Annotated in this window: 13 protein-coding genes; 1 reads left to right on the top strand and 12 read right to left on the bottom strand. The window is 70.3% G+C overall.

Annotation, left to right across the window (positions count from 1 at the left end):
- The 4 genes from ABZT14_RS08215 to ABZT14_RS08200 all read right to left on the bottom strand — a co-directional run.
- Positions 1-317: ATP/GTP-binding protein (locus ABZT14_RS08215; protein WP_356298508.1), on the bottom strand; the 317-nt coding region annotated here is incomplete at its 3' end.
- Positions 298-711 carry a DUF742 domain-containing protein gene (locus tag ABZT14_RS08210; protein ID WP_356298506.1) on the bottom strand — a complete coding sequence of 138 codons (414 nt, stop codon included), beginning with the start codon at positions 709-711 and terminating at the stop codon, positions 298-300. The genes ABZT14_RS08210 and ABZT14_RS08215, both read right to left, overlap by 20 nt.
- A gap of 68 nt (positions 712-779) precedes the next feature.
- Positions 780-1,193, bottom strand: a complete 414-nt coding sequence (locus ABZT14_RS08205; protein ID WP_356298581.1) for a roadblock/LC7 domain-containing protein — start codon at positions 1,191-1,193, stop codon at positions 780-782.
- Between the two features lie 9 nt (positions 1,194-1,202).
- Positions 1,203-4,715 carry a nitrate- and nitrite sensing domain-containing protein gene (locus ABZT14_RS08200; RefSeq protein ID WP_356298504.1) on the bottom strand — a complete coding sequence of 1,171 codons (3,513 nt, stop codon included), beginning with the start codon at positions 4,713-4,715 and terminating at the stop codon, positions 1,203-1,205.
- 588 nt (positions 4,716-5,303) lie between these two features.
- Between ABZT14_RS08200 and ABZT14_RS08195 the strand changes: the two genes are divergently transcribed.
- Positions 5,304-5,483, top strand: coding sequence for a hypothetical protein (locus ABZT14_RS08195; protein WP_356298503.1), 180 nt, complete (start codon positions 5,304-5,306; stop codon positions 5,481-5,483).
- A gap of 202 nt (positions 5,484-5,685) precedes the next feature.
- Here ABZT14_RS08195 and ABZT14_RS08190 read toward each other — a convergent pair whose 3' ends face one another.
- The 8 genes from ABZT14_RS08190 to pruA form a co-directional block, all read right to left on the bottom strand.
- Positions 5,686-5,904, bottom strand: a complete 219-nt coding sequence (locus tag ABZT14_RS08190) for an acyl-CoA carboxylase subunit epsilon (RefSeq protein ID WP_356298502.1) — start codon at positions 5,902-5,904, stop codon at positions 5,686-5,688.
- Between the two features lie 77 nt (positions 5,905-5,981).
- The gene (locus ABZT14_RS08185) at positions 5,982-7,586 is read right to left on the bottom strand and encodes an acyl-CoA carboxylase subunit beta (RefSeq protein WP_356298500.1); all 1,605 of its coding nucleotides are present in this window, start codon (positions 7,584-7,586) and stop codon (positions 5,982-5,984) included.
- Between the two features lie 231 nt (positions 7,587-7,817).
- Positions 7,818-10,205: a polysaccharide lyase 8 family protein gene (locus ABZT14_RS08180; protein ID WP_356298498.1), complete on the bottom strand. Its 2,388-nt coding sequence runs from the start codon at positions 10,203-10,205 to the stop codon at positions 7,818-7,820.
- A 337-nt stretch (positions 10,206-10,542) separates the two neighbouring features.
- Positions 10,543-12,192 (bottom strand): citramalate synthase, encoded by a 1,650-nt coding sequence (cimA, locus tag ABZT14_RS08175; protein ID WP_356298496.1) that lies wholly within the window; start codon positions 12,190-12,192, stop codon positions 10,543-10,545.
- A 328-nt stretch (positions 12,193-12,520) separates the two neighbouring features.
- The gene (locus tag ABZT14_RS08170) at positions 12,521-13,642 is read right to left on the bottom strand and encodes a branched-chain amino acid aminotransferase (RefSeq protein WP_356298494.1); all 1,122 of its coding nucleotides are present in this window, start codon (positions 13,640-13,642) and stop codon (positions 12,521-12,523) included.
- 219 nt (positions 13,643-13,861) lie between these two features.
- On the bottom strand, positions 13,862-14,902 hold the full coding sequence (locus ABZT14_RS08165) for a 3-isopropylmalate dehydrogenase (RefSeq protein WP_356298492.1): 1,041 nt from the start codon (positions 14,900-14,902) through the stop codon (positions 13,862-13,864).
- 151 nt (positions 14,903-15,053) lie between these two features.
- On the bottom strand, positions 15,054-15,185 hold the full coding sequence (locus tag ABZT14_RS08160; protein WP_356298490.1) for a hypothetical protein: 132 nt from the start codon (positions 15,183-15,185) through the stop codon (positions 15,054-15,056).
- 491 nt (positions 15,186-15,676) lie between these two features.
- Positions 15,677-17,308 (bottom strand): L-glutamate gamma-semialdehyde dehydrogenase, encoded by a 1,632-nt coding sequence (pruA, locus tag ABZT14_RS08155; RefSeq protein WP_356298488.1) that lies wholly within the window; start codon positions 17,306-17,308, stop codon positions 15,677-15,679.
- Between the last annotated feature and the right edge of the window lie 57 nt (positions 17,309-17,365).

The following is a 17,365-nucleotide window of genomic DNA, read 5'->3' as shown; positions in this document are numbered from 1 at the left end:
ATAAACCAAAAACGGTCCTGACCCGGCGTACCGAACAGGTACAGGATCAGATCCTGATCCAACGTGATACGACCAAAATCCATCGCCACCGTCGTGGTGGTCTTGTCCGCCGTATGCGTCAGATCATCAATCCCCGCCGACGCCGACGTCATCACCGCCTCGGTACGCAGCGGATTAATCTCCGAAACCGCACCGACGAACGTCGTCTTACCCACACCAAAACCACCCGCCACCACGATCTTCGCGGAGGTGGTCGAGCGGGCGGCGGTCTCCCCCTGCCCGCCCTGCTGGTCGACGCTAGAGCTTACGAAGTCCACTGAGCACCCTTTCGAGCAAAGTCACATCCGGTGCACCGCCTGGGTCACTGGCACTACCCGGCTGATGGATAGCCACCATGCCAGCCTCGGCAAGGTCCGCCACGAGAATTCGAGCCACCCCCAGAGGGATGGCCAACAGCGCGGAAACCTCCGCCACCGACTTCACCTCGGAGCACAGGTGGCAGATCCGCTGGTGTTCGGGGAGCAGTCCCTGCACCTGCGAGGGGTCAGCGTTGCTGCTGACCAGTGCCTCGATAGCGAGTTGGTAACGAGGCCGGGTACGGCCACCGGTCATCGCGTAAGGACGTACCAGTGGCTGGTCGCCTTCACCCCCGTACGGCGCGTGGTGGTCCGGGGCACCGTACGGGCCGGGCGAGGCGGTCGGCGGGATCATAGCTCCTCCGGTCGAGGCATCAGTTCAGTGGATTGGTCAGTGGTGCTCATGGAACAAGGAGGGGCTTTTCAGTTGAGGATGCTGCCCTGCAGTTCGGCGCGAACGTCAGGGGTGAGAACAGTGCCGGCACGGTCGACCAGCAGGGCCATCTCGTATCCGACGAGACCGATGTCGGCCTCCGGGTGCGCGAGGACCGCCAACGAGGAGCCGTCCGAGATGGACATGATGAACAGGAAACCCCGCTCCATCTCCACCACGGTCTGGTTCACCGCACCACCCTCGAAGATCCGTGAGGCTCCGACCGTGAGGGAGGTCAACCCCGAAGCGACCGCGGCGAGTTGGTCGGCACGATCGCGCGGGAAGCCCTCGGACATCGCGAGCAGAAGCCCGTCCGCGGAGACCACCACCGTGTGCGACACCCCGGGGGTGTTCTCCACGAAGTTGGTGATCAACCAGTTCAGGTTCTGCGCCGCCTGGCTCATCGGACTCAACTAACGCTCCTGCTGGTGAGAGGGACCGGTGCCGCGGCGCTCCCCGGCCTGCCGGCCCTGCTGGATACCGCGACGGAGATTGGTCAACCGGCCACGCACGTCGTCGGGCGAGCGCGAGACCTGAGGACCGGAACGAGCGGTGGACTGCTGCTGTGCCGTGCCCGCCACCAGATTGGCACGCGGCACGCGTCGGGGCAGCCCCGAGGTGGTGACACCTCCGGCCGACGGCTGGCGCACCTGCTCCGCCTGCCGCCACCTCTCGTCATTGGGCGAGGCTCCCCAACTCCCGCCCGTGGACCTTCCGGTGGCTTCGGAAGGAGACTCTTGCTCCGCGCTGGCCTGCTCTGCCGTGGGGGCCGTCCGACGACGAGGCAGCCGGGCGGTGTCGGAGCTCAGCTCCTCCTCGCTCCCGAGACCGCCCACCGGGGCGGGCTGGGGCTCCTGCGATGGCTCCGCCGCCGGCTCGGGCTCCTCCGGGGGCTGCTGCTGCGCGGCGCCCTGCTCCCGGAACCAGTTGGACTCCATGGACTCGAAGATCGGCGTACGCATGTCGTCCGGCGCCGAGGAACCCGTGGGAACGCCCAGGTCCGGGTCCTGCTCCGGTATCCGGTCGTACGGCTGCGGAGTCGCGAACTGACCGGGCTGCTGCGGGGCCGGCGGCGGCACCGCGAACTGACGGATCTCCTGCGGCCCCGCGTGAGGCTCGGGGGGTGCGGTGAAGTGACTGGTGTCGCTGTGGTCCCGCGACTGCCGGCCGGCGTGCTCCTGGGTGGAGGAGGCGGGCTCGTCGTGGCCGCGCGGACGGTCCTCGGTGGCCCAACTCGGTCTGCGCTGCCCGGTGTCGCCCCCACGGCCACCCTCCGAGGGTCCGGTCGGGACTCCGGTGGGAGGAACGGGGGTGTCACTGGGCGTCGGCTGGTCCGAGGCGTTCGGTGAAGGAGCCCCGCGCCGGGTCTGGAGGGGCGCGAGCCGGTTGCCGCTGTCCGGGCGCTCCTCGGAGGAACGGCTGGGCGGCGCCTCTCCGAAGAAGCTGACCGGGGTCCCCTGGGTCTCGGGGGCTCCACCCGACCTCGCCCCGTCCCTGGTCCGGGTGGGCAGCCCACTCGCGGTGCGCGGGGGCACCGGCTGGGGGCGATCCTGAGGTTCCTGGGGGCGGTCCTGAGGCTCGTTCGGCTCACCAGTGGGGCGGTCCTGAGGTGTGTTCGGTCCGTCCCCACCAGTCAGTTCGGGACGCGTCGCCGCCCGGCGTACCTGGCTGCGGGGCGGCTGCCCGGCGCCGCGCTGACCCGCCTGCGGGGGCTCGCGGTGCAGCGAGGCCGTCATGCCCGAGGTGGCGCCGGGGCTCACCGGGGTGCGGCCCTTGGAGGCGGTGCCGGAGGGGCCGGAGCCCTGGGTCACGTCGACCGGCAGCATCACCAACGCGGTGGTGCCGCCGGAGTCCGAGGGACGCAGCTGGATACGGATACCGTGCCGCAGCGACAGCCGGCCGACCACGAACAGGCCCATGCGGCGGGAGACCGACACGTCGACGGTCGGGGGGTTCGCCAGCCGCTCGTTGATCGCGGCCAGGTCCTCCGGGGACAGGCCGATACCGGTGTCGTGCACCTCGACCAGCACCCGCCCGTCGGGCAGGGCGTGGCCCGTGACCTTGACCTTGGTCTGCGGGGAGGAGAACGAGGTGGCGTTCTCCAGCAGCTCGGCCAGCAGGTGCACCAGGTCGTTGACCACCCGACCGGCGACCTCGCTGGCCGGGACCGCGTTGAGTTCGATGCGCTCGTACTGCTCCACCTCAGAGGCGGCGGCACGCAGCACGTCCACCAGCGGCACCGGGCGGGTCCAGCGTCGGCCCGGCTCCTCGCCGGCGAGGACCAGCAGGTTCTCACCGTTACGACGCATACGGGTCGCCAGGTGGTCCAGCTTGAACAGCGAGGAGAGCTGGTCGGGGTCGGCCTCACGCGACTCCAGCTCGGAGATCAGCGACAGCTGGCGCTGGATCAGGCTCTGGCTGCGGCGCGAGAGGTTGGTGAACATCGCGTTCACGTTGCCCCGCAGCAGGGCCTGCTCGCCGGCGAGACGTACCGCTTCCCGGTGGACGTCGTCGAAGGCCGAGGCGACCCGGCCGATCTCGTCCCGGCTGTGCACACCGACCGAGGTGACGGAGGTGTCGACCTCCTGGGGCTCGGCCTCGGACATCTGCTTGACCAGGTCGGGCAGGCGCTTGCGGGCCACGTCCTGGGCGGTGTCCTGGAGTCGCCGCAGCGAGCGGACCATGGAGCGGGCCACGACGAAGGCGCCGACGAGGGAGATACCCAGCACCAGGAGGATCAGCGCACCGTTGATCAGGGCGTCGCGCTGGGCGTCCGTCCTCAGATCGACGGCCTGTTCCTCCATCTCGTCGAGGAGGGCGCCCTCGATCTTGACCATCTCGCTCATGGTCGAGCGGTCCAGGTCGAACCAGTCGACGTAGGTGCGCTTGACGTTCTTGATGCCGTCGCGGGTGCCCAGCACCTCGTCGGCGACCTTGTTGGCCGTGGTGATGTTGACGTTTCCGCCGTCGAGCGGCTCGATCAGCTCGCTGGCGCGCTGAGTGCCGTAGATCTGGCCGAAACTGTCGATCTTGGCGGTCTCGCTCTCGGAGGCCTTCTTGCCGTAGAGCCGGTCGCTCTCGGAGAGGCCAGGGCCGCCCTCACGGGCCAGCCCGGCGGAGATCACCGCACGCTGGATGGAGGCGTACTCCTTGGCGGAGGAGAAGGCCGCCAGGGCACGGGTGCTACGGATCATCTCCGGGCTGCTGGTGGCCTGGGCCATGTCCTGCGACAGGGAGAGCAGGGACTCGATCAGCTGGCTGTAGGAGTCGACGGTCTCGGAGATGTACTCCTCGTTGGAGTACGCCCGCTCCCGGATGCGCTTGATGCCCTTGAGCTGGTGGCCGATGTCGACCACGGTGGAACGCACACCGGCGAGCACGCGGTTGTCGCTGTCCGACTCGTCCAGGTCGGTGCTGGAGTCGTGGAAGGCGTCGATGGCCTGGTCGGTGCGCTCCCGGGGAGCGACCACCGAGTCGTCCTTGGGGCTGCCGTCACCGGCCAGTGGGCCCGCGGAGCGGTCACGCTCCTCCTGGAGAGCGGAGGCCAGCTCGGTGGCCTGCTTCGTCATCTCCGTGAGCAGCTTCATGTTCTCGAGCTGGTCCACGTTGCCCAGCGAGTCCTGGATGCGCAGGGTGCCCAGGGTGGTGGCCGCGACGACCGGGAGAACGAGCAGGGAGACGAGTCTGGTGCTGATCCGCCAGTTGCGCAGGGCGAAGCGCGAGCCGTAGTTGGGCTCGGACTGCTGGGCGTCACCACCGGCCTCGCCGTCCGTCTGCCCAGCCGTGGGCGCGGCGGCGGCCGGCTCCTGGCCGGCGGCCGAGGAGCCGATCTCTTCGGCGCGCTGAGGCGCGGAGCCACGGTCGGTCACACCGCGCAGCTCCTGATCCCCCTCAGCGCTGCCATCCCTCTTGAAACGTCCCTGCACTAGCGTCGCAACCTCTGGACCAGGCGTCCCCCCGCTTGCGACGGCGGGACGGTATCGAGTCTTGGGGATTCCAAAGCCCCCGGGCGGTCGTGAGTGACCGGCGCGTCCCCTCTGTACACCGCCGCGCAGCGCTACTTTGCGCCTTGCGCGCCGGCTCCTTCTCCTGCGGCGGTCCGTGGAATTCCAGCACAGTGCTGGATCTCCAACAAGGGCTGTGGATAACCCTGTGACAGATGTGACGCTATGCGCACACCGAGTCACGTGATGTTGAATTGGCGTACGCCGCAACCGAGTTGGCCTGAGACAACGCCCAAACTCGGCCACGAGGCGCCACCCCCCGCGGGGCGGTCGGGGGAGCCGCGTTCGGTAGCGTAACGCCGCATATGGCCGGCGCCTCCCCGAGGGGGCGGACTGTGAGATTCCCCCTCCCTGAAACCTTGATCGTGATCAAAATCACATGACCATGGAGGCGTGACTCACACCCGTCTCGGTAACCACACGCCTACGCTCGATGCGCGCGGCAGCGCACCGCGCTTCGCCATCTCGAATTCAGGTAGCAGAGACCGAGGAACTGGGGGAACGGCAACCGTGAAGTCCACGATCGCCCGTAACAACACCGCGAACCCGAAGCGCGTCACCCTGACCCATCTGGAGGGTGCCGAGGCCCTGATCCGGCCGCGCGTCGAGGAGACGACCGACGTCGAGCTGCCGGCCCAGACGGCCAACCCCCGCCGCACCGTGCTGGCGCACGCACCCAACGAGAACTGAACGCCCGACGGCCGCGCCGGACTACGCCGGGTCGAGGCCGTACGAGGACATGTGTGAGGGGCCCCATCCGTCGGATGGGGCCCCTCACACATGTCTTCACCGGAAGCCCGGCGAGCCCCCGCTCAGGTGTCGGGTGACGGCCGTCCCCGGCCGGGGACGTGCCGCACGGGGGAAGGGCCTGACGGACGGCCCCGGGGCGGGATCAGTCCTGCCAGCTGTGGGGGGCGCGGAACCCCCGTGCGCGCTCCAGCCGGCGCCACCCGGCGCGGTCACGCCGTGGGGCGGGGCGGGAGCCGGACGTGGCTCCGGCCGCCGCCCGAGCCATCAACAGAGCGGTGACGGCGGCCAGTTCCTCGTCGCTGGCCTGCCCCTTCTCGACGCGCACCAGGGTGTTCGCCTGGCTGTTGTCTCCGAGCCCCATGAACCTTCCCGATCTGTGAGTTCCGTGTCCTGTTGCCCTGTGCGAGGTCGGGACCGCCGTGGGCCCCGACCGGGTGGCTACTGCGGTGGGTTGCCGTGCTTGCGGGACGGCAGGTCGGCGTGCTTGCCGCGCAGCATGGCCAGGGAGTCGATCAGTACCCGGCGGGTGTCGGCCGGGTCGATCACGTCGTCGACCAGGCCGCGTTCGGCCGCGTAGTACGGGTGCATCAGCTCGGCCTTGTACTCCTTGACCATGCGCGCCCGCATGGCCTCGGGGTCCTCGGCGGAGGCGATCTGCCGTCGGAAGATGACGTTGGCGGCGCCCTCGGCTCCCATCACCGCGATCTCGTTGGTCGGCCAGGCGTAGGTGAGGTCCGCGCCGATCGACTGCGAGTCCATCACGATGTAGGCGCCGCCGTAGGCCTTGCGCAGGATGACGGAGATCCTGGGCACGGTCGCGTTGCAGTAGGCGTACAGCAGCTTGGCGCCGTGACGGATGATGCCGCCGTGCTCCTGGTCGACGCCCGGCAGGAAGCCGGGGACGTCCAGCAGCGTGAGGATGGGGATGTTGAAGGCGTCACACATCTGCACGAAGCGGGCGGCCTTCTCCGAGGCCTCGATGTCGAGTACGCCGGCGAGCGACTGCGGCTGGTTGGCGACCAGCCCCACCACCTGGCCGTCCATCCGCGCCAGGGTGCAGACGATGTTGGTGGCCCACCGCTCGTGGACCTCCAACATCTCGCCGTCGTCGACCAGTTCCTCGATCACGGCGCGCATGTCGTAGGGGCGGTTGCCGTCGACCGGCACCAGGTCCAGCAGGGACTCGACCCTCCGGTCGGACGGGTCCTGGGTCTCCACCACCGGGGGGTTCTCGCGGTTGTTCTGCGGCAGCAGGGACAGCAGGTACCGCACGTCCTCCAGGCAGCCCTCCTCGTCGTCGTAGACGAAGTGGGAGACGCCGGAGGTGGCGGCGTGGACGTCGGCTCCGCCCAGGCCGTTCTGGGAGACCTGCGCACCGGTGACGGCCTGGACGACGTCCGGGCCGGTGATGAACATCTGGGAGGTCTCCCGGACCATGAACACGAAGTCGGTCAGGGCCGGCGAGTAGGCCGCGCCGCCGGCGCAGGGGCCGAGCATCACGCTGATCTGGGGGATGACCCCGGAGGCGCGGGTGTTGCGCTGGAAGATGCCGCCGTAGCCGGCCAGGGCGGAGACGCCCTCCTGGATACGGGCTCCGGCGCCGTCGTTCAGGGAGACCAGGGGCGCGCCGGCGGCGATCGCCATGTCCATGATCTTGTGGATCTTGGTGGCGTGCGCCTCGCCGAGGGCACCGCCGAAGATGCGGAAGTCGTGGGCGTAGACGAAGACGGTACGCCCGTGGACCGTGCCCCAGCCGGTCACCACCCCGTCGGTGTGCGGACGCTTGGCCTCCAGTCCGAAGCCGGTCGCACGGTGTCGGCGCAGTTGCTCGACCTCGCGGAAGGAGTCCTCGTCCAGCAGCAGGTCGATACGCTCACGCGCCGTCAGCTTGCCCTTGGCGTGTTGGGCCTCGGTGGCACGCGCGCTCGGGCCGGCACAGGCTTCCTCGCGCAGGGCGCGCAACTCCTCCACACGCCCCCGCGCGTCCTGGTCCTCAGGAGCGACTGGCTGGTCTTGGGCAGTGGACTGAGAGACATCGGTCATGTGTAGACCCTACGAAAATTAACCCGGGAAAACCCTCGTTAGATTCGTACAGTCTCCGCCGGCGATTCATGGCCTCGCCGTACAGAACCTTTGGAATTCCTGAAACCCCCACCTGGGAGAGTCTCTGACTTCCGGGCCCTCAGCCTGTGGGGACCTCACAAGTGCCCCTACCGGTCTCCGCTCTGAAGAGCGGTGGTGCGCTCCTCAGAGCTCGAGGGTTGTCCCTTCCCCTCAGCCCAGCCGGATCCGACAGTGGCGTACCCGACCCTGGGTGTCCCCGGCGATCCGCAGCACCAGCGCGTCGCCCGAACCGACCACCGTGACACCGGGGTCGGCGTCCAGCAGGCGGGCGCCCCGCCGGTGCCAGCGCAGCTCCCAACTCCTGCCGGAACGCGTGGGGTTGGACAGCGCCAGCCGGGCCACCCGTCCGCTCCGTCGGAGCAGGACGCTGCTCGGCGCGGAGACGCGCAGCCCCGCCACGGTGCCGGCGGACCAGAAGTTGGCGGCGACGACGCCGAGCCGGGGCAACTCCACGGCCTGTTGGGCGGAGGTGTTGGCCAGCACCCGCAACCAGTGGCGGTCGTGGGCCCGGGCGGCGAGGGTGGCCGGGGTGGCGCCGGGCATCAGGGCGTAGAGGTAGCTCGCGTCCTCCGGGTCGACACCGTGGTCCAGCCAGAGGGTGAGGTAGTCGCGGGTCACCTTGTCGGTGCTGCTGCCGGTGTTGATGTCGGACCAGGCACCGGTACGGGACTCGCGCAGCACGTGCAGCCGGGCGCCCTCGGGGAACACCCATCCACCGTGGCCCGCGAGGTGGGCGCCGCGCACTCCGCGCAGCGTGCGCCTGCCCGCGGCATCGTCGCCTCGTACCCCGTCCACGGTCAGGGTCGCGGTGCCCGCCTCACCGAGGTTGCGGTTGTCCACCACCGTCTCCACCGGTACGCCGTCCTTGGCCGTGATGCCGGCGCCGAGGCAGATCACCGCGTCGTCCACGCAGAACCAGGACTTGTGGGCGCGGAGGGTGCTGCCCAGTCCCTCCAGTTCCTGTCCCACGGCCGCGTACTCGCCGTCGGTGACCCCGCCGACCCAGGTGGCCTCAGGTCGCGCCTCGCCCCACTCGCCGCCCTCGTTGTCGGCAAGTCGCTTGGTGGACACGGTCGTTCCGGGCAGGCGGTACCAGTCCACGGTGGGCCAGTAGTTGTCCCCGTACTGGTCGAGGGTCCCCTTCGGGCCCCACCAGTAGAGCATTCCGGCACCGGTGTGCCATCCGCGCGGGTTCTCCCCGTTGCCGCACTCGTAGTGGGCGACGTGGCGGGCGGCCATGGAGATGTTGGCCACCCAGTCGCGCCGACGGTGCACCGCGCGACCCATGGAGGGGAACAGCCGGTGCTCGACCGGAGGGGGCGCGGTGGCCCCGTCCTCCTCGGCCACCGCGTGCAGCCGGGCCAGGTCGGCGACCTCGAACTGCCGGTCGGTGAGCAGCGGCAGCGCGGTGTCCCGTTCGATCCAGCCCCTCACCAGGGCGTTCCAGCGCTTCCGTTCGGCCTCGGTGGCGCTGGCGCCCAGCAGGGAGACGGCGGCGGCCAGGAGGTGGCCCCGCTGGTGGTCGCTGAGCAGGACGCCCCGGGTGTCCTTCTTCAGTACGCCTCGGGAGATGGCGCGGCCGGAGACGCTGTCCATCATCAGGCCGTTGTGCATCAGGGGGGCGTACGCGTTCTCCACGCTGTCCAGGACGACCTGGCGCTTGGGGTCGGTGACCTCCCACTCGGTGCCGTCGAGCAGGGCGAAGATGCGGCCGAGGCCGTCCAGGAGGACGTAGCCGTAGGTGCCGGAGTAGGCGACCCAGGTGTGCTGGATGAACGAGCCGTCCTCGTAGAGGCCGTCGCCGGAGGTCACGTAGGGGAAGACGGGGGTGAGGCCGTCCCGGGCGAGGACCAGCTTCCCGGGCTTCTCCCCCAGCACTCCGCGTACGGCGAAGATGCGGCAGAAGTCGACCCGGTTCGCTCCGGTGGAGACCCCGTCGTAGTCGTCCATGATCGAGTCGGGCAGGAAGTGGTCGACCGCGGCGAGGTCGGCGGTCCGGTCGCTGGCGCTCAACTCGTCGTAGAGCAGGGCGTGCAGGTCCAGCAGAGCGCGGGGAGAGCCGATCTGCCACTCCCACCAGTTGCCGTAGGGCTCGGTGTCCTCGTTGTAGACCCGCTCCCGCAGGTGGGCCATGCCCTGTCGTACGGCGGTGAGCATCCGCTGGTCCCCGGTGTGGCCCGTGCCGGGGCTCAGGTAGGCGCTGGCCATGGTGACCAGACGGTCGTAGGAGGGGCTGATCCCGGCGGGCGGGTCGAAGGGGAGGTCGGGGAAGAGCGAGTCGTCGGTGGGGGCCATCCGCGCCCTGATGTCCGCAGCCTCCTCACCGGTCTCGCGGAGCCGGCTGGCGAAGGGTTCGGCGGCGGGGTCGTAGCCGGTGCCCAGTTGGAGGTCGACCCAGCGGCGTCGTAGCGCCGCGAAGTCCTCCGCGCGGGGGGCGGTTCGGGCGGACGCGGAACCTCCGGGGGCGGCCAGTGCCAGGGCACCGGCCCCGGCGACCACCAACAGGGTTCGACGTGACCAACGGGACATGGCGCGCATGGACCACCCCTGGAACTGGATTAGACCTTTTGGGAGTTGTCCGATTTCTTAGCACGGGCCCCAAGAGGGGGCAATGCCCCTCGCGGGGTGGCCGTGCCACGGCACGCGGACGAGACGCGCGGACGGGACACGAGGCCGAGGCGCCCGGGGCGGGTGGACGGAGGCGGACGAGGCGCGAGGGGTCGGCGCGTGGACGGCGCCCCAACCGGCCGGCCGGGCCCGGTGGTTGACGCGGCGGCGTTCGTGGGTGGGCCCTGCGGCGACGCCGCCCTTCGGCGGAGGGTACGGACCGAGGTGCCGCCCCGCGTGGACGGCGCCACCGACCTGCGCGAACGCCCTACTCCGTAGGCTCGATCCCGGCCCGCAGCAGGCCGTAGGTGTAGGCGTCGCTGAGCGCCCGCCAGGAGGCGGCGATCACGTTGTTGCCGACGCCCACGGTGGCCCACTCCCCCGAGCTGTCGGTCATGGACACCAGGACACGGGTGGTGGAGGAGGTGCCGTGGCGTCCCTCCAGGATGCGGACCTTGTAGTCCACCAACTGGAGCTGGGCCAGCTGGGGGAACGTGCCCTCCAGGCCCACCCGCAGGGCCCGGTCCAACGCGTCGACGGGGCCGTTGCCCTCGGCCGTGGCGATCACCCGCTCCCCCTTGGCCCGCAGCTTGACCGTCGCCTCGTTGGCCTCGCCGCCGTCCGGGCGCTCCTCGATGATGGTGCGCCACGACTCCAGCCGGAAGAACCGGCGGGCCCTGCCCTCGACCTCGTCCCGTAGCAGCAGTTCGAAGGAGGCGTCGGCCGCCTCGTAGGTGTAGCCCCGGGCCTCCAGCTCCTTGACCCGGTTCACCACCCGGCCGACCAGGTCGCGCTCGTTGGTGAGGTCGTAGCCGAGTTCCCGTCCCTTCAGCTCGACCGAGGCCCGCCCCGCCATGTCGGACACCAGCATCCGCATCGAGTTGCCGACACGTTCGGGCTCGATGTGCTGGTACAGGTCGGGGTCCACCTTGATCGCCGAGGCGTGGAGGCCGGCCTTGTGGGCGAAGGCGGAGCTGCCGACGTAGGGCTGGTGGGTGGAGGGCACGAGGTTGACCACCTCGGCGATGGCGTGGGAGATACGGGTCATCTCCGACAGCGCCCCCTCGGGCAGTACCCGCCGGTCGTACTTCAGCTCCAGGGCGGCCACCACGGGGAAGAGGTTGGCGTTGCCGACCCGCTCGCCGTACCCGTTGGCGGTGCACTGGACGTGGGTGGCGCCCGCGTCGACGGCGGCCAGGGTGTTCGCCACCGCGCAGCCGGTGTCGTCCTGCGCGTGGATGCCCAGCCGGGCCCCGCTGGCCGCGCCGACGGCGCCCACGACCTCGCGTACGTCACCGGGCAGCATCCCGCCGTTGGTGTCGCACAGCACGACCACCTCCGCCCCGGCGTCCCACGCGGCGCCCACCACCTCCAGGGCGTACCCCGGATTGGCGCGGTAGCCGTCGAAGAAGTGCTCGCAGTCCACGAACACCCGGCGTCCCCGCTCCCGCAGGTGGGCCACGGTGTCCCGCACCATCGCCAGGTTCTCCTCCAGGGTGGTGCGCAGGGCCAACTCCACGTGGCGGTCGTGGGACTTGGCCACCAGGGTGACCACCGGGGCGCCGGACTCCAGCAGGGCCCGGACCTGGGCGTCCTCGGCCGCCGCGACCCCGGCCTTACGGGTGGCGCCGAAGGCCACCAGCCGTGCGTGGCGGAAGTCGATCTCCTCCCGCGCACGGCGGAAGAACTCGGTGTCACGGGGGTTGGCCCCGGGCCAGCCTCCCTCGACGAACCCCACGCCGAACTCGTCCAGATGCCGCGCGATGGTCAGCTTGTCCACGACGTTGAGGTTGACGCCCTCCCGCTGCGCGCCGTCCCGCAGCGTGGTGTCGAAGACGTGGAAGGCGTCGTCCGGCGGTGCCGCCGGCAGGGCGGGACCGGCTACGTCCTCCTGGGTCGTGGGGTCTTCCGTGCTCATGGGAAAGGCTCCTGTGTGAAGGGGGTCCGAAGAGTCGGCTCCACTTGCCCCCAACCCCGTACGCCTTCGTCCGGGGCGGGTCGCGCCACCAAACGAAAAACCCCTCGCGGGTGCGAGAGGTCTGCGCGCGGGTCTGGGACACGGTGGCCGAGGTCGTACGGAGTGCGTACGACGACGGTCACTGCGGACCGGCGCGCCTGCTGCCAATAATCATGGCTTGGTAGGACACGCCCCGAAGTCTGGCACAGGCACCCGGGGCGGCCACCCACCGTCTCACCATCCGGTCGCTGGTCTGGGCGGTGACCCGCACCGCCCAGACCAGCGGCGATCAGGAGATCCGGTGCATCCAGCCGTGCGGGTCGGGGGCCTTGCCGGTCTGGAGGGACAGCAGGGCGTCCCGCAGTCGCATGGTCAGCTCGCCGGGGTTCCCGTCGCCGATGGTCCAGCCGCCGCCGGACATCCGGGCGCTGCCCACCGGGGTGATCACGGCGGCCGTACCGCAGGCGAACACCTCGGTGAGGGAGCCGTCGGCGTTGCCGTTCCGCCAGTCGTCCACCGAGATGCGGGTCTCCCGGGTCTGGAGACCCAGGTCCCGGGCCAGGGTGAGCAGGGAGTCCCGGGTGATCCCCGGCAGCAGGGTCCCGGTGAGTTCGGGGGTGAGGACGGTGGCGTCGTCGCCGGAACCCTGCACGAAGTACAGGTTCATCCCGCCCATCTCCTCGATCCAGCGGCGTTCCAGGGCGTCCAGCCACACCACCTGGTCACAGCCGTGTTCGGCGGCCTCGGCCTGGGCGGCCAGCGAGGCGGCGTAGTTGCCGGCGCACTTGGCGAAGCCGGTGCCGCCCGGGGTGGCGCGCACGTACTCCTCGGAGAGCCAGACCGACACCGGCTTCACGCCACCGGAGAAGTAGGGGCCGGCCGGCGAGGCGATCACCATGAACAGGTACTCGTTGGCCGGCCGCACCCCGAGGCCCACCTCGGAGGCGAACATGAACGGCCGCAGGTACAGCGACTCCTCGCCGACCCCGGGCACCCAGTCGATGTCCTGGCGGACCAGCAGTTCCACGGCCTCGACGAAGACGTCCACCGGGAGTTCCGGCATGGCCATCCGGCGGGCGGAGTTCTGGAACCGGCGGGCGTTGGCGTCGGGGCGGAACATCGCGACCGATCCGTCCTGCTGCCGGTACGCCTTGAGCCCCTCGAAGATGGACTGCGCGTAGTGCAGGGTCATGTTGGCCGGGTCGATCTGCAGCGGCGCGTAGGGCTGCAGTTGGGCGTCGTGCCAGCCCCGGCCCTCCGTCCAGCGGATGGTGACCATGTGGTCGGTGAAGTGCCGACCGAAACCGGGTGCGTCGAGGATTGCCTGTCGTTCCGCGTCCGACACCGGCTGAGCCGTGGGCTTCAGGTCGAAGCTGAGGTGGTGCGGCGACTGTGCGGCCGATGTGGTCATGAGCTGGCCCTTCGTCCCTGTGCGGAGTGAGGGTCACCCGTCGCCCCCACCCTGCCGGGGCCCGTGGCGCCTCACCCGATGTGTCGTGTGCCGAAGCCTGGGATGGACGGCGACCGCCGTCCTGTACCGATAGTCCCACCCAACCACTCGGTAACCCAACGCTCTTGGTGCCGCCCGCCAGGACGGCACCAGGAGTGCGTACGAGGGCCTCGCCCCGGGTCAGGACGTGGCGACCCGGGCGGCCAGCGCCTCTCCGACCTCGTCGGTCGACCGGGACCCGGTCCGCGCCGCGAGGTCGGCGCCGACCGCCGCCTCCACCCGGTCCGCCTCCTCGGCGAACCCGAGGTGGCGCAGCAACAGGGCGACGGACAGCACCGTGGCGGTCGGGTCGGCCTTGCCGGTACCGGCGATGTCCGGGGCCGAGCCGTGGACGGGCTCGAACATCGAGGGGTACTCCCGGGTGGGGTTGATGTTGCCGGAGGCGGCCAGGCCGATGCCTCCGCTGACCGCCGCCGCGAGGTCGGTGATGATGTCGCCGAACAGGTTGTCGGTGACCACCACGTCGAACCGGGCGGGGTCGGTGACCAGGAAGATGGTGGCCGCGTCCACGTGCAGGTAGTCGGTGCTGACCTCGGGGAACTCCCGGGCGACCTGGTCGAAGAGGTTCTTCCACAGGTGCCCGGCGTGTACCAGCACGTTGTTCTTGTGGACCAGGGTCAGCTTCCTCGCGGGGCGCTCCTGGGCACGGTGGAAGGCGTCACGGACGACCCGCTCCACCCCGAGGGCGGTGTTGACGCTGACCTCGGTCGCCACCTCCTGGGGGGTGCCCGTACGCAGGGAGCCGCCGTTGCCCGTGTAGGGGCCCTCGGTGCCCTCGCGCACCACCACGAAGTCGATGTCGGGCCGGCCGGCCAGCGGGGTGGGGGTGTTGGGGAACAGCCGGGAGGGGCGCAGGTTGACGTACTGGTCGAAGGCGAAGCGGATCCGCAGCAGCAGTCCGCGTTCCAGTACCCCGGAGGGGACGGTGGGGTCGCCGACGGCGCCCAGGAGGATGGCGTCGTGCCGGCTGAGCTGTTCCAGCTCCTCGTCGGTGAGCGTCTCCCCGGTCTCGTGCCAGCGGCGGGCCCCGAGGTGGTACTCCCGGGTCTCCAGCTTGACGTCGGCGGGCAGTACGGCGCGGAGGACCTTCAGGCCCTGGGCGACGACTTCGGTGCCGATTCCGTCACCGGGGATGACTGCGAGATCAATGCTGCGCGACATGGGGGGACCCTACTCCTCGTCCCATGCACTGACACACGCCATCCGCCATGTGGACGCGAGGGCGGCGTGCCGGGGGAAGCGGGGCTACCGGGGGGATACGACAACGGCCTGTCCCACGCCGTGGGTACGGCGTGGGACAGGCCCGAGGCGTTCAGCGGCCGGAGCCCCCGTTGTCGCGACGGTCGAGCGCCCGCTGCAGCGCGGCGGCGGCGTTCTTGCGGTCGGACTCCTGGTGGAGACGGCGACGACGGAGGTTACGGACACGACGAGTGGTCTCGGCCATGGTGAATCAGCTCCCTAAAGAACCCGGTCGATGGGGGGCGCCGCGTGAGGGCGGCGAGTGAACCGGAAGGCGGGGGCGAACGATGCGGCGGGGGTCGCCCGCGAGAACATCGGCCTCATCCGCTATCGCTAGGTGGAGCGAACTTCGACTCTGACCACGGTAAGAGCCATGGCGCCGCTTGTCTCGCTTTTTGTTGGCCGTCCTACTATCTGAGATGAGGCTCACGTCCCCGAGGGGGCACGGCTGAGCGCCCCTCCCCCGGTGAGGAGCCACGGGAACTGCCCTGTGACCAGGGGCGATTGACGGGCGCGGCGAGCCGGCGACCCCCGGTGTCCGGCGTTGCCGAACCCCTCGTGGCCAACGGCCCCCTCGGGAGGTCCGTCTGTCGGACTCCCCCGGACGACGGCCACCGGTGGGTGTCCGCGCGCACGACGGCGGCCCGCCGCTCCCGGGTGGGGAGTCGACGGGCCGCCGGGGGTTCGTCCGGGCGCTCAGCCCATGTGCGGGTAGCGGTAGTCCGTGGGAGAGACCTGCGTCTCCTTGATGGAGCGCGGCGAGGTCCACCGCAGCAGGTTGAACTTCGACCCGGCCTTGTCGTTGGTGCCGGAGGCCCGGGCACCACCGAAGGGCTGCTGCCCGACGACGGAGCCGGTGGGCTTGTCGTTGACGTAGAAGTTGCCGGCGGCGAACCGCAGCCGCTCGGACACCTCGGCCACCACCGCGCGGTCCTTGGCCATGATGCAGCCGGTGAGCGCGTAGGCGGAGACCGACTCCATCTGGTCGAGCATGGTGGAGAAGGTGTCGTCCTCGTAGACGTGGACGGCCATGACCGGACCGAAGTACTCGGTCCTGAACAGCTCGTTCTCCGGGTCGGAGCAGGCGATCACGGTCGGCCGTACGAAGTAGCCCACGCTGTCGTCGTAGGTGCCCCCGGCGACGACCTCACAGCTCGGGTCCTCCTTGGCGCGGTCGATCGCGGCCTTGTTCTTGGCGAAGGCGCGGTCGTCGATCACCGCCGCCATGAAGTTCGACAGGTCCGTGGGGTCGCCCATGGTCAGGCCGTCCACCTCGGCGGCCAGCTCGTCGCGGAGGCCGCCCTCCCACAGCGAACGGGGCACGTAGGCGCGGGAGGCCGCCGAACACTTCTGGCCCTGGTACTCGAAGGCGCCCCGGGTGATGGCGGTCTTCACCGCGGCGGGGTCGGCGCTCGGGTGGGCGACGATGAAGTCCTTGCCGCCGGTCTCGCCCACGATCCGGGGGTAGGAGCGGTAGCGCTCGATGTTCTCGCCGACCGTGCGCCACAGGTACTGGAAGGTGGCGGTCGAACCGGTGAAGTGGACCCCGGCCAACTCCGGGTGCGGCAGGGCGACTTCGGAGACCTCCTTGCCGTCACCGGTCAGGAGGTTGATGACGCCCTTGGGCATCCCCGCCTCCTCCAGCAGCTCCATCAGCAGGATCGCCGAGTGGGTCTGGGTCGGGGACGGCTTCCAGATCACCACGTTGCCCATCAGCGCCGGAGCGGTCGGCAGGTTGCCGGCGATGGCGGTGAAGTTGAACGGGGTGATCGCGTAGACGAAGCCCTCCAGGGGGCGGTGGTCCAGACGGTTCCAGACCCCCTTGGGCTGCATCGGCGGCTGCTCCTCCAGGATCTGCCGCGCGAAGTGCACGTTGAACCGCCAGAAGTCGATCAGCTCGCAGGGCGCGTCGATCTCGGCCTGCTGCGCGGTCTTGGACTGGCCCAGCATGGTCGAGGCGGCGATGGTGGCCCGCCAGGGGCCGGAGAGCAGCTCGGCGGCCTTGAGGATGATGGCCGCGCGGTCGTCGAAGGACATCGCGCGCCAGGCGGGAGCGGCGGCCAGGGCGGCGTCGATGGCGTCCTGGGTGTCCTGACGGGTGGCGTTGGCGTAGGTGCCCAGCACGGCCTTGTGGTTGTGCGGCTGCACCACGTCGAAGCGCTCACCTCCGCCCATGCGCTTCTCCCCGTTGATGGTCAACGGGAGGTCGATGGGGTTCTCGGCGAGTTCCTTGAGCTTGCTCTCCAGCTGGGCGCGCTCCGGGCTGCCGGGGGCGTAGGTGAGTACCGGCTCGTTGAGGGGAGCGGGGACCTGGGTCACAGCGTCCATGGCTGCCGTATCTCCTTGGTTCGAGGTCGGGTGGGACGGTGGGTCCGCCGGCCGCGC

It is taken from the genome of Streptomyces sp. NPDC005438, assembly GCF_040606315.1.
Lineage (GTDB): Bacteria > Actinomycetota > Actinomycetes > Streptomycetales > Streptomycetaceae > Streptomyces.
Note: the sequence above shows the minus strand (reverse complement) of the source record. Positions and strands in the feature narration are given on the sequence as shown.

What these genes read in the sequence shown, in the direction of transcription:
- ABZT14_RS08210 (WP_356298506.1), bottom strand. Translation starts at nt 711, where the DNA reads ATGATCCCGCCGACCGCCTCGCCCGGCCCGTACGGTGCCCCGGACCAC.
- ABZT14_RS08205 (WP_356298581.1), bottom strand. Translation starts at nt 1,193, where the DNA reads ATGAGCCAGGCGGCGCAGAACCTGAACTGGTTGATCACCAACTTCGTG.
- ABZT14_RS08190 (WP_356298502.1), bottom strand. Translation starts at nt 5,904, where the DNA reads ATGGGGCTCGGAGACAACAGCCAGGCGAACACCCTGGTGCGCGTCGAG.
- ABZT14_RS08185 (WP_356298500.1), bottom strand. Translation starts at nt 7,586, where the DNA reads ATGACCGATGTCTCTCAGTCCACTGCCCAAGACCAGCCAGTCGCTCCT.
- ABZT14_RS08180 (WP_356298498.1), bottom strand. Translation starts at nt 10,205, where the DNA reads ATGCGCGCCATGTCCCGTTGGTCACGTCGAACCCTGTTGGTGGTCGCC.
- cimA (WP_356298496.1), bottom strand. Translation starts at nt 12,192, where the DNA reads ATGAGCACGGAAGACCCCACGACCCAGGAGGACGTAGCCGGTCCCGCC.
- ABZT14_RS08170 (WP_356298494.1), bottom strand. Translation starts at nt 13,642, where the DNA reads ATGACCACATCGGCCGCACAGTCGCCGCACCACCTCAGCTTCGACCTG.
- ABZT14_RS08165 (WP_356298492.1), bottom strand. Translation starts at nt 14,902, where the DNA reads ATGTCGCGCAGCATTGATCTCGCAGTCATCCCCGGTGACGGAATCGGC.
- ABZT14_RS08160 (WP_356298490.1), bottom strand. Translation starts at nt 15,185, where the DNA reads ATGGCCGAGACCACTCGTCGTGTCCGTAACCTCCGTCGTCGCCGTCTC.
- pruA (WP_356298488.1), bottom strand. Translation starts at nt 17,308, where the DNA reads ATGGACGCTGTGACCCAGGTCCCCGCTCCCCTCAACGAGCCGGTACTC.